This window comes from Vibrio sp. 1CM24A (genome assembly GCF_023161725.1).
Lineage (GTDB): Bacteria > Pseudomonadota > Gammaproteobacteria > Enterobacterales > Vibrionaceae > Vibrio > Vibrio coralliirubri.
This window is the reverse complement of the sequence record NZ_JALNTS010000011.1, coordinates 129,115-140,513: the sequence shown is the minus strand read 5'-3', so window position 1 is coordinate 140,513 and position 11,399 is coordinate 129,115. Positions and strand designations below refer to the sequence as shown.

Genomic DNA, 11,399 nt, shown 5'->3' with positions numbered 1-11,399 from the left:
GGCTTGCCATTAAGCATGCTACCGCCCATTGGTCACAAAGCGAAACCACACTACGCATTCAAAGTTAAAAATGTAAATTAATCTATTATCTATGTATGCGTGAATATAATCAAAAAAAAATCCAGTTATGTGCGTCAGTAAGCTAACTCTATGTACACTAAACCCAAAATCTCGCTATACTCCTGACCTATAGTTTTTCGCCCAATAACGAATAAGAGTTCAAGATATGCAAGAGTTAGTTCCATTTGTTCAAGAGAATATGATTTTAGCCATCGTATGGATCGGCTTGGTTGTTGCCATCATTGCGAACGTTATCAAGACATCAAACGCAGCCTACAAAGAGATCACGGCAGCGCAAACCACACACATGATTAACCGTGAAAACGGGGTTGTGGTTGATATTCGTACTAAGGATGAGTTCAAAAAGGGCCATATTACGGACGCAGTTCACATTTTGCCGTCAGATATCAAAGCAAATAGCTTTGGAAGCCTTGAAAGCCACAAAGCAGACCCAATCATCGTAGTATGCAAGACAGGTCAAACCGCTCAAGAAAGCGCTAATCTGCTGGTTAAAGCAGGTTTCGAAAACGTAAGCGTACTGAAAAGCGGCTTAGTGGCTTGGAGCGAAGCTAACCTACCTTTGGTTAAAGGTAAGAAGTAGTTAAAGGCAATACCCGTTAACGACAAGCAGCAAGCTGACCTGATTACACGAATATGACTTTAAGGTTTTTGTTCGGCTGATATAACGAACAAAACCTAATTTAAATTTTTAAGGACAAGAAAATGGCTGAAGCAGCACAACAAGACGCACAACAAAACTTCGCAATCCAACGTATCTTCCTAAAAGACGTATCTTTCGAAGCGCCAAACTCTCCAGACATGTTTCAAAAAGAGTGGAACCCAGATGTAAAACTGGACCTAGACACTCAAAGCCGTGAACTTGGCGAAGGCGTTTACGAAGTAATCCTACGTCTAACTGTTACCGTTAAGAATGCCGAAGACACAGCATTCCTTTGTGAAGTTCAACAAGGCGGTATCTTCTCTGCAAGTGAAATGGAAGCTGGTCAACTGGCTCATTGCCTAGGCGCATTCTGCCCGAACATCCTGTTCCCATACGCTCGTGAAACGATCTCTAGCCTAGTGGTTAAAGGTACGTTCCCACAACTGAACCTAGCACCTGTAAACTTTGATGCTTTGTTCATGAACTACCTACAAAACCAAGCACAACAAGCTGAAGGCGAGCAGGCTTAAGTCTCACAGTAGAACTTAACTCTAGCGAACGCTTAAATAGTTTATGTTATAAGAAGCTTAGCTTTTAAATGCACATCGCTGCTTCTGCGATGTGCATTTTTTATTTACACTGTATTTTGATAGAGAGCTTTTTCTTCTTAATTTAGAAACATCTCAAGAACTCTTCGATTTCCCTCATTATTTTTAGGTGGAAGCATGACAGAAACAACTCGCCCGACTAATACGGCAGACGCTTACGGTAAAGACAGCGCTTACGGAAAAGAGATCGCCATGACAGTGATTGGCGCAGGTTCTTATGGGACATCTTTAGCGATATCTCTAGCGCGTAACGGTGCCAATGTTGTTCTTTGGGGACATGATCCTGTTCATATGAATCGCCTTGAATCAGAGCGTGCGAACAATGAGTTTCTACCAAATATAGAATTCCCAGAAAGTCTGATCATTGAATCTGACTTAGAAAAAGCAGTGACTTCAAGCCGAGACCTTTTGCTTGTCGTCCCGAGCCACGTGTTCGGCGTCGTGCTTAACAGCGTTAAACCTTACTTAGCCTCAGACTCTCGCATCTGTTGGGCGACCAAAGGCCTAGAGCCAGAAACCGGCCGCCTGCTAAAAGATGTCGCGCACGATGTGATTGGTGATGGTTACTCGTTAGCGGTTCTATCAGGACCAACCTTCGCCAAAGAGTTAGCGATGGGCATGCCAACGGCTATCTCTGTAGCTTCACCTGATGAAGTTTTCCTAGAAGAGCTTCAAGAGAAAATTCACTGCGGTAAAACATTCCGCGTGTACGCAAACTCAGATTTCATTGGTATGCAGCTTGGCGGCGCAGTGAAGAATGTTATCGCAATTGGCGCAGGCATGTCGGATGGTATTGGCTTTGGTGCTAATGCACGTACCGCTCTCATCACTCGCGGCTTGGCTGAGATGAGTCGCTTGGGCGCAGCGCTTGGTGCCCAGCCAGAAACCTTCATGGGCATGGCTGGATTAGGCGACCTAGTACTAACCTGTACTGATAACCAATCACGCAACCGTCGCTTTGGTTTGGCACTTGGCGCAGGCAAAGATGTAGATACTGCACAAGAAGAAATTGGCCAAGTCGTTGAAGGTTATCGCAACACCAAAGAAGTTTGGTTATTATCAGAGCGCATGGGCGTTGAGATGCCAATTGTTGAACAAATTTATCAAGTGTTGTATCAAGGGAAAGATGCACACTTAGCAGCACAAGATCTACTTGCTCGAGACAAGAAATCAGAAAGATAGAAGAGCAGATACGGGATTCGAGTAATCGAGATGCGAAAAGAGTAAAAGCAGATACAAGATTCGGGTAAACGAGATGCGAAGAGAGTAAGAGCAGATTGACCGCTTAAAGAAGGCTGCTTTTCGTTATCCGCATCTCGCTAATCTACTGTGTTCTTTACATCTCGTTCTTCGTATCTCGGTTACTCGCATCTGCTCTTATAGCTCTTCGAATCTCTTATCTCGCTACGCGTATCTGGTTTAAATGAATGGATGGTAAAATGAAACACTGTGAACAACAAAAAGTTTGGCAATGCATTGTGAAGGAAGCTCGACAGCAGTCGGAGCAGGAACCTATGCTAGCGAGTTTTTACCATGCCACGATCATCAACCATGAAAGTTTAGGCGCAGCACTTAGCTACATCCTAGCAAACAAGCTAAAGACGGCTTCAATGCCAGCAATGGCAGTACGTGAAGTGGTTGAACAAGCATTTAAACAGGACCAATCGATTATTGATGCGGCAGCTTGTGATATTTGCGCGACGGTAAATCGAGATCCTGCGGTCGAGATGTACTCGATGCCTCTGCTTTATCTGAAAGGCTACCACGCCCTTCAAGGTTACCGAGTGGCTAACTGGTTGTGGAAGCAAGGTCGTATTGCGCTGGCCACTTACCTACAAAACCAAATTTCGGTTGCTTGCCAAGTGGATATTCACCCTGCAGCTCGTATCGGTAAAGCTATCATGCTCGACCACGCTACAGGCATTGTGATTGGTGAAACAGCCGTAGTGGAGAATGATGTATCTATCCTTCAAGACGTGACCCTTGGGGGTACAGGTAAAGAAGGCGGCGATCGTCACCCTAAGATCCGCGAAGGCGTAATGATTGGTGCCGGCGCTAAAATACTCGGCAACATTGAAGTGGGTGAAGGCGCGAAGATTGGCTCTTGCTCTGTGGTTCTGCAAGCCGTACCACCTCATACAACAGTCGCTGGCGTGCCTGCAAAAATTGTCGGAAAACCTAAAACCGACAAGCCATCTTTAGATATGGACCAAGGGTTCAATGGTCGCTCTCAGAACTTCATCCATGGTGATGGGATTTAAGAGCAGATACGGGATTCGAGTAACCGAGATACGAAGAGCTTAAAAGCAGATTCGGGATGCGAGTAACCGAGATACGAAAAGCTTAAAAGCAGATGCGGATGCGAGTAACCGAGATACGAAGAGCTTAAAAGCAGGTGCGGAATTCAAGTAACCGAGATACGAAAAGCTTAAAAGCAGGTTCGGAATTCGATTCAGCAAAATTCTAAAAATTAAGAGCAGATGAATACAACTAAATGACGATAATGATGAAACAAATTCGAGCTATTAGCCGGACTCTTCTGATATCTGCCAGCCTTTGCGCTGCTCTGTTATCTACATCGTCATTTGCCGCCTCTCAGGGAGAACTGAAAGGCGTATCGAGCGAAATATCTCGCCAACAAAAAAACCTTTCCTCACAGCAGAAAAAACTCGATAGCTTGCAAGCAAACCTCAAGAAACAAGAGCTATCCATTGTTTCGCTTGAAAAGGCGATTCTAGACAGTAAAAAGCAACTCAATACCGCTAATGCTAATATTGCTAACTTAGACACCAAGATTAAAGCACTCACAGCACAGAAAAAAATCCATACCGATAAGTTAGAGCAACTGATTCAGACTTACTACATGACAAGTCGAGCTAAAGCGTCTTCTCACATCCTCAACACAGGTGTGGAAGAAGATCGCATCAGTCACTACTACCAACACCTTGCCAAAGCGCGCTCTGCAACAATCAAAACGATTGAACAGACGCAACTTGAATTAGAAGAAAGCCACAAACAGCGTCAACTCGAGCAAGAACAGATAGCAACATTGTTAAAACAGCAAACCACCAAGCGCGACAAGCTATCTAAGACTCAAACGCAGCGTAAGAAAACCGTTGGCAGCATCAAGAAAAACATCTCGGGTGATAAGAATTACTTGGCGGAGCTTCAGCGAAATGAAACTCGCCTCAAAGCTGAAATAGCGAAAGCAGAGAAAGCGGCTCGCGAGAGACGTAATGCCGTTCCTATGGATGGGTTAGCCAAACGTAAAGGCAAACTGCCTTGGCCAATCAAAGACAAAGTTCTGCATAGCTATGGTTCAAGCCAAACGGGTCAAGTTAACTGGAAAGGCATGGTGATCAATGCCAAATACGGGCAGCAGGTAAAGTCGGTTTACTCAGGCACAGTGGTATTTGCCGAGTACTTACGAGGTTATGGCTTAGTGGTACTACTTGACCACGGTAAAGGTGATATGACGCTCTACGGCTTTAACCAAGCACTTTTAAAGAAAGAAGGTGACAAGGTTAAAGCGGGCGAAGCCATCGCGCTTGCCGGTGACACTGGCGGCCAAACTCGCCCATCACTGTACTTTGAGATTCGCAGAAACAGCCAAGCTCAGAATCCGAAGAGTTGGTTGGTTCGATAAAGAGCAGATACGGGATTCGAGTAATCGAGATGCGAAGAGCTTAAAAGCCGATACAAGGTTAGAGTAAAACGTGACACGAAAAACGCTAGCCTCGTCGTCGCTCTACCCTGCTTTTCGTTTACTCATATCCCGTGACTCGAATCTGCTCTTTCCCGATCTTCGTTACCCGTATCTCGCTTACTCGCACCTTTCTACTTAGAGTTCAACGCCCTTACACCATCTTCCAACAGTGTCAGCTGTTCAAAACCTTGAGCTGTTGCAATCGGTTTAACGGTCGCAATCATCTGCAGCATTCCTTGGTGAACGACTTGCTCTGTGATTTGAGCTTTTGGAGACATCGCAGATTGATAAGCCAACCAACCTGATGCGATCAAGTGAAGAGAAGTGACCATCGACTTCATTTCCGTATCCGTTGCTTTGAGCAAGTTCAACTCAACGAAGGCTCTCATAATATCCACAAGATTCGTTTGCAGCTTTTCTTGAACGGCCATGTAATCAAGGTGGAGTTTTTCATCACGTGACAATATTTCAGGTAGGTTCGCATAGAAGAATCGGTACTTCCACATCAACGTGAAGATAGAATCTAAGTAGATCTTTAGTAGCGTGAGGCTTTCTTGCTGTCCTTGAATCGGTGTGAATCTTTCAAGTAATTCTGTCGAATAGAGCGTAAAGATATCACGGACAATTTCTTGTTTGTTGCGGAAGTGGTAGTAGAGGTTGCCAGGGCTAATCTCAATATGTTCAGCAATATGATTGGTCGTAATACTGCGCTCGCCGTGCTCATTAAAAAGCTCTAGTGCAGCGTAAACAATCTTGTCACGTGTTTTCATTAGTAATTAGTATCCCTATCCGTTTAGTGACTCAGTATATCGCCACTAAACGGATAGATCGAGCTGTTAACATCTGGTCGAATTAGCAAGCGCTAAAACTAACCTTCTATCAATCACGCTGTAATCAATCACAGCCAAACAGATCTCGTGTGTATACCTTATCTGCAACGTCTGATATTTCATCGACCATTCTGTTGGATACAATCACATCCGATACAGCTTTGAACTCTTCGAGATCAGAATAAACCTTCGAGTTAAAGAAGTGCTCTTCTTCTAGCACCGGTTCGAACACGACTACTTCGATACCTTTGGCTTTTAAGCGCTTCATGATGCCTTGAATTGAAGAAGCACGGAAGTTGTCCGAACCGGCCTTCATGATCAAACGATAAATACCTACAATTTTAGGTGAACGCTTAATAATTGAATCCGCAATGAAGTCCTTACGAGTGCGGTTAGCATCGACAATTGCCCCCACAATGTTGTTTGGTACATCTTGATAGTTAGCTAACAGCTGCTTGGTGTCCTTCGGCAGGCAGTAACCACCGTAACCAAATGAAGGGTTGTTATAGTGATTACCAATACGAGGGTCTAAAACCACACCTTCAATGATCTGACGAGAATCCAAACCATGCGCTTCGGCGTAAGAATCGAGCTCATTGAAATAAGAAACGCGCATCGCTAGGTAGGTATTTGAGAAAAGTTTTACCGCTTCCGCTTCCGTAGAGTTGGTAAATAGCACGTCGATATTCTCTTTTTCTGCACCTTCAACAAGAAGATTCGCAAACACTTTAGCGCGTTCAGAACACTCACCAACGATAATACGTGATGGGTGTAGATTATCGTACAGGGCTTTGCCTTCGCGTAAAAACTCAGGTGAGAACATAACATTTTCGCAGTTCAGCTCTTGCTTAACGCGTTCAGTATAACCAACAGGTATCGTTGATTTGATCACCATGACGGCCTTGGGATTGATATCCATGACGTCTTTAATGACCGATTCGACAGAGCTGGTATCAAAATAATTATTTTTTGGATCATAATCAGTTGGAGTAGCAATGATGACAAACTCAGCATCTTGGTAAGCCGCTTTATCTGTTGTCGCCCTGAAATTCAGCACCTTATTTGATAGAAAGTGCTCAATCTCATTATCTACAATCGGCGACTGCTTATTATTCAGCATTGTCACTTTTTCATCGATGATATCTACCGCAACTACTTCATGATGTTGTGCTAACAGCATTGCGTTTGATAGACCTACATACCCAGTACCGGCTACTGCAATCTTCATGATAATACCTATAGTTTTGAGTAATTAACTCAACATAATTTATAACTTAGCTTACCGTATCATACTCTGGTTCGGGAATTATTCCACTAGCCCGCTTTATCCATTCCTTGCTATACTCGTGACAGTTTTGTATTCAAAAGAGTTAGAAAATTATGATTATCGTAACTGGTGGTGCTGGCATGATTGGCAGCAATATTGTTAAGGCGCTCAATGAAGCGGGCCACAACGATATTCTAGTCGTCGACAACTTAAAAGATGGTAAGAAATTTAAGAACCTTGTAGACCTAGACATCACGGATTACATGGATCGTGATGATTTTCTAACTCAAGTAATGGCTGGTGATGATTTCGGTCATATTGAAGCTGTTTTCCATGAAGGTGCATGCTCTGCTACCACTGAGTGGGATGGCAAATACATGATGCTCAACAACTATGAGTACTCAAAAGAGCTACTTCATTACTGTGTGGAGCGTGAAATTCCCTTCCTATATGCCTCTTCTGCTGCCACTTATGGCGAAACAGATACTTTCATTGAGGAGAGAGAATACGAAGGCGCATTGAACGTATACGGCTATTCAAAACAACAGTTTGATAACTATGTTCGACGCCTAACTGCGGATGCTGCAGCGCATAACGAAACGCTTCCACAAATCGTTGGCTTTCGTTACTTCAATGTTTATGGTCCACGTGAGCAACACAAAGGCAGTATGGCATCGGTAGCATTTCACCTAAACAACCAAATGAACGCCGGTGAAAACCCTAAGTTGTTCGCAGGTAGTGAAACCTTCAAGCGTGATTTTGTATATGTTGGTGATGTAGCAGCAGTAAACCTATGGTTCCTAGAAAACGGTGTTTCAGGTATTTTCAACCTAGGTACAGGTAACGCAGAGTCTTTTGAAGAGGTCGCAAAAGCAGTCATCAAGCACCATGGTAAAGGCGAAATCGAAACGATTCCTTTCCCTGAGCATTTGAAAGGCGCTTACCAAGAGTTCACTCAAGCTGACTTAACTAAGCTTCGCAATACAGGTTGCGGCATCGAGTTTAGAACAGTGGCAGATGGCGTTGCTGAATACATGAAGCTCGTAAACGCGTAACTGTAAGCTTTATATTTAAGATTAAGACTTATAATAGTGCACCCTATTTGTGGGGTGCATTATCGGACAGTCTAGTAAACATAATCATTCCCCGAGTGACCGATATAAAGTTAACCCTCTGATTTTAAAAATGTAGTGAACGAATGACCACACAACGTAATGATTTTGATCCAAAAGCTTACAATCCTGAATTTGATTGGGGATTTCTAGCGCCTAAATACTGGGGCACTTGGATTGCTGTTCTGTTATCGTCTCTAGTCTGCTTCTTACCTAATAGCATTCGTTTAGCACTGGCTAAGTTTATGGCTAAGCAAGCTGTAAAAATCAAGAATAAGGCTAACCGCCGAGCTCGCGTAAACCTGGAGATGTGCTTTCCCGAGCAATCTATAGAACAGCGCGAAGAAACTCTCTATCAGTCATACGTTACATCTATATCGTTTTTGATGGGGTTTGCTTCTTTAACACTAAAGAACAAAACTTGGCTAGAGAATAACACTTCGATAAACGGCCTGAGCAACCTAACCGATATTACAGACAATGGCGAGAATGTGATCTTACTGGTGCCACACACATGGGCTATTGATATCCCAGCGGTATTATTAGCTTCACGCAATTTACCTGTGTCTGCGATGGCGAAAGCACAAAAAAACAAACTCAGTGACTGGCTAATGCACCGACAGCGCGTGCAATACGGCGGTCGTGTTTATGATCGCAGTGGTGGTATCAAACCTTTCATCAAGTCAGTACGTGATGGGTACCTTGGTTACTACCTCCCTGATGAAGATCTTGGCCGTGAGCACAGTGTCTTCGTTGACTTTTTTGCGACTCAAAAAGCAACTATCTCAGGTCTTGGTCGCCTATCAAAACTAAGTAAAGCTAAAATAGTACCTTTGTTTGCTCAATATGATAGTAATACTGGTCAATACACGTTGGATTTTTACCCTGCCCTACCATTCCCGACAGGAAGTGAAGAGCTAGATGCACGTATGATGAATCAATGCATTGAAGACTATGTGAGTAAGAATCCTGAACAATATATGTGGATCTTAAGGTTACTTAAGACTCGCCCTGAAACCCATACCAACCCTTATAAGTAATGATCACCTTGAATTTATCACAAAAAAACAACAATTTGCTTAGCCTGATTATGCTTATAAGTATTTTGGGATATTTCATGTTTAAGACATCTTATCGTTATCTTGGTGATGTCTTTCAAACTCTACTATATCTAGGTACTTTAGGTGCTTTATACCTACACAAGGTCAATATTTTAAAGTGCCGCGTAGTACAGATTTTCTTGTTATCAATTTTTTTACAAACGATCAGTTGGTATAACTTATACCGATTAGACCCTAATTATCCCAATGAGCTGTCACTTACTTGGTTGGGTTACCTATTTATATTTTTTACAGTTGCACTATGGCTCAAAGGTAATCAAAAGAAAATAAATGCCACGATGCTTGCTTTTGTTATCGGTACTATACTTACGTGTTTACTACACTCAAAGAACATTCATGCCGATTTCATAAAGGTCATTAGTGGTTTGAGAACTGATTACCATTTCATGAATGCAAACCATTCAGCAGCACTTCTTGCTACGTCTTTAGTCATAGTTACATATATGACTTCAAAGTTAGCGTCCAACATAAAGTATATGACATTATTACTGATACTTTCAGCAATAGTCATCTTTCTACTGATGGGAACTCAGTCTCGTTCAGCTTATGTCGCATTAGTAATACCATTTTCAATTTTAATCTATTACAGCGGTAAAAATAGTAAAAAGAACTTAGCTTTTACTGTTTCAATTACTGTGTTAACAATTGGTAGCTTTATTTACTCCTCCATGCCCCGAGTAAGCTCCGAAGCTGAAGTTTTTCAAAAAAAATATGAACATAATGTTGAAGTTAACAATGAAAAGTTACGACCTATAACAGCTAAACCTAAGTTACCTTTAACTAAGAAATCAGCAGAATTTAACCCGGAACCAGAACTAATCGAACATTTCAGTTTAAGAGAAAACATAGTTAAAAAATTAGACCATGTCTCGGATAATATACCTTATACCCCTGTAGGCTACCGCTTTCATTTCTGGATAGATACTGTTAAACAATCCCTATACAACCCAACTTTTGGTCTAGGAAATAATGCAAACAAATATATATTAGAACATTCCGACCACAAGAAAATATATAAAAAGAAAAACTTTAAACACCTTCATAGTAGCTACATGGAGATAGTAGCGTCCTATGGTTTACTTGGTATAGTATTGATAGGCTATTTATATTTTTATGTTTTCAGTGTTGTGAAAAATAGTGGCGATAAGGAAGTACTAATTCTTGCTGTTTGCCTGTACTCATTTTTGGGCGTTATAAACCTTTTTGAGTCATATATTTTTGTAAAAAGTGGCGTTTTGATTCATACACTAACTCTCGGGATACTATATAGTTACAAATTCAAAGGTGACATTGAAAATGAAGCAAAATAAAACAATTCACGCAATCTGGCTGGGAGGAACTCCGAATAGTTTCTCTAATGCATGTATAGATGATTGGGAAAAACAGGGATTTACTTATAAACTTTGGTTAGATGATAACCCTGTAATAATCGACTTGATAAATGGCTGTGATTTTGCTCGAGAATGCTATAAGAGAAAACTCTATGCTTTCGTCACCGATTACTTGCGCCTAAAAATATTGTCTTTGGAAGGTGGTCTCTATTTAGATACAGACGTAACAATTACCAAAGATCCCTTCCCACTATTTGATGATTTGTCTTTTTCTGCTGGGTGGGAAAGTGATAAATTTCTAGGAAATGCAATAATTTACGCCAATAAAAACTCAAAAATATTGGCGAAGCTTGTTCATTTCTATGAAAACGAAATAATGTCATCTTCACTATACATGGGACCTAAGGTTTTATCCTACAAGTTAACTCACGATGGTTTCCAAGAATTAGAACCATGTCGATTGTATGAACAAGCTTATTTTTATGCATATGATGGAAAGAAACTATTAGATATAAACGAAAATATACCCCGCTACATGACCCATTGGTATCAGCATTCTTGGAAAAGTAGTAAAGGTATCATTTTCTTAAAATCTAAACATAAAGGGTTCTGGGGAAAGCTATATACTCGCCAAAAATATCTATTCAAACTAAAAAACAAATTTAGATAAGATAAATGAAAGGGGTATTAAGCCCCTTACTCC

The 11,399-nt window shown here is 41.7% G+C and carries 11 protein-coding genes; 9 read left to right on the top strand and 2 right to left on the bottom strand.

Features of this window, described 5'->3' with window-relative positions; translation table 11 throughout:
- Positions 1 to 226: 226 nt before the first annotated feature.
- From MSG38_RS21550 to MSG38_RS21530, 5 genes are all read left to right on the top strand, one after another.
- Positions 227 to 661: a rhodanese-like domain-containing protein gene (locus MSG38_RS21550; protein ID WP_016786319.1), complete on the top strand. Its 435-nt coding sequence runs from the start codon at positions 227 to 229 to the stop codon at positions 659 to 661.
- 122 nt (positions 662 to 783) lie between these two features.
- The gene (gene secB, locus MSG38_RS21545; RefSeq protein WP_009847959.1) at positions 784 to 1,251 is read left to right on the top strand and encodes a protein-export chaperone SecB; all 468 of its coding nucleotides are present in this window, start codon (positions 784 to 786) and stop codon (positions 1,249 to 1,251) included.
- Positions 1,252 to 1,446: 195 nt separating this feature from the next.
- Positions 1,447 to 2,511, top strand: coding sequence for an NAD(P)H-dependent glycerol-3-phosphate dehydrogenase (gpsA, locus tag MSG38_RS21540; protein ID WP_248402563.1), 1,065 nt, complete (start codon positions 1,447 to 1,449; stop codon positions 2,509 to 2,511).
- A 257-nt stretch (positions 2,512 to 2,768) separates the two neighbouring features.
- A complete protein-coding gene (cysE, locus tag MSG38_RS21535) occupies positions 2,769 to 3,590 on the top strand; it encodes a serine O-acetyltransferase (RefSeq protein WP_009847961.1) in 822 nt (273 codons plus the stop codon).
- A 233-nt stretch (positions 3,591 to 3,823) separates the two neighbouring features.
- Positions 3,824 to 4,975 (top strand): peptidoglycan DD-metalloendopeptidase family protein, encoded by a 1,152-nt coding sequence (locus tag MSG38_RS21530; protein WP_248402562.1) that lies wholly within the window; start codon positions 3,824 to 3,826, stop codon positions 4,973 to 4,975.
- 191 nt (positions 4,976 to 5,166) lie between these two features.
- Here MSG38_RS21530 and MSG38_RS21525 read toward each other — a convergent pair whose 3' ends face one another.
- Positions 5,167 to 5,805 carry a TetR/AcrR family transcriptional regulator gene (locus MSG38_RS21525; protein WP_248402561.1) on the bottom strand — a complete coding sequence of 213 codons (639 nt, stop codon included), beginning with the start codon at positions 5,803 to 5,805 and terminating at the stop codon, positions 5,167 to 5,169.
- A 124-nt stretch (positions 5,806 to 5,929) separates the two neighbouring features.
- Positions 5,930 to 7,093 carry a nucleotide sugar dehydrogenase gene (locus tag MSG38_RS21520; protein ID WP_248402560.1) on the bottom strand — a complete coding sequence of 388 codons (1,164 nt, stop codon included), beginning with the start codon at positions 7,091 to 7,093 and terminating at the stop codon, positions 5,930 to 5,932.
- Positions 7,094 to 7,245: 152 nt separating this feature from the next.
- Here MSG38_RS21520 and rfaD point away from each other — a divergent pair, with 152 nt between their 5' ends.
- The 4 genes from rfaD to MSG38_RS21500 all read left to right on the top strand — a co-directional run bounded on the left by rfaD (position 7,246) and on the right by MSG38_RS21500 (position 11,366).
- Positions 7,246 to 8,187, top strand: coding sequence for an ADP-glyceromanno-heptose 6-epimerase (gene rfaD, locus MSG38_RS21515; protein WP_248402559.1), 942 nt, complete (start codon positions 7,246 to 7,248; stop codon positions 8,185 to 8,187).
- Between the two features lie 143 nt (positions 8,188 to 8,330).
- Positions 8,331 to 9,284 carry a lauroyl-Kdo(2)-lipid IV(A) myristoyltransferase gene (gene lpxM, locus MSG38_RS21510; protein ID WP_248402558.1) on the top strand — a complete coding sequence of 318 codons (954 nt, stop codon included), beginning with the start codon at positions 8,331 to 8,333 and terminating at the stop codon, positions 9,282 to 9,284.
- 77 nt (positions 9,285 to 9,361) lie between these two features.
- Positions 9,362 to 10,675, top strand: coding sequence for an O-antigen ligase family protein (locus MSG38_RS21505; RefSeq protein WP_248402557.1), 1,314 nt, complete (start codon positions 9,362 to 9,364; stop codon positions 10,673 to 10,675).
- Positions 10,662 to 11,366: a glycosyltransferase gene (locus tag MSG38_RS21500; protein WP_248402556.1), complete on the top strand. Its 705-nt coding sequence runs from the start codon at positions 10,662 to 10,664 to the stop codon at positions 11,364 to 11,366. Before MSG38_RS21505 ends, MSG38_RS21500 begins: the two co-directional genes overlap by 14 nt.
- Positions 11,367 to 11,399: the final 33 nt, after the last annotated feature.

What these genes read in the sequence shown, in the direction of transcription:
- MSG38_RS21505 (WP_248402557.1), top strand. Translation starts at nt 9,362, where the DNA reads ATGTTTAAGACATCTTATCGTTATCTTGGTGATGTCTTTCAAACTCTA.
- MSG38_RS21520 (WP_248402560.1), bottom strand. Translation starts at nt 7,093, where the DNA reads ATGAAGATTGCAGTAGCCGGTACTGGGTATGTAGGTCTATCAAACGCA.
- MSG38_RS21530 (WP_248402562.1), top strand. Translation starts at nt 3,824, where the DNA reads ATGACGATAATGATGAAACAAATTCGAGCTATTAGCCGGACTCTTCTG.
- MSG38_RS21525 (WP_248402561.1), bottom strand. Translation starts at nt 5,805, where the DNA reads ATGAAAACACGTGACAAGATTGTTTACGCTGCACTAGAGCTTTTTAAT.
- lpxM (WP_248402558.1), top strand. Translation starts at nt 8,331, where the DNA reads ATGACCACACAACGTAATGATTTTGATCCAAAAGCTTACAATCCTGAA.
- gpsA (WP_248402563.1), top strand. Translation starts at nt 1,447, where the DNA reads ATGACAGAAACAACTCGCCCGACTAATACGGCAGACGCTTACGGTAAA.
- cysE (WP_009847961.1), top strand. Translation starts at nt 2,769, where the DNA reads ATGAAACACTGTGAACAACAAAAAGTTTGGCAATGCATTGTGAAGGAA.
- secB (WP_009847959.1), top strand. Translation starts at nt 784, where the DNA reads ATGGCTGAAGCAGCACAACAAGACGCACAACAAAACTTCGCAATCCAA.
- MSG38_RS21500 (WP_248402556.1), top strand. Translation starts at nt 10,662, where the DNA reads ATGAAGCAAAATAAAACAATTCACGCAATCTGGCTGGGAGGAACTCCG.
- rfaD (WP_248402559.1), top strand. Translation starts at nt 7,246, where the DNA reads ATGATTATCGTAACTGGTGGTGCTGGCATGATTGGCAGCAATATTGTT.
- MSG38_RS21550 (WP_016786319.1), top strand. Translation starts at nt 227, where the DNA reads ATGCAAGAGTTAGTTCCATTTGTTCAAGAGAATATGATTTTAGCCATC.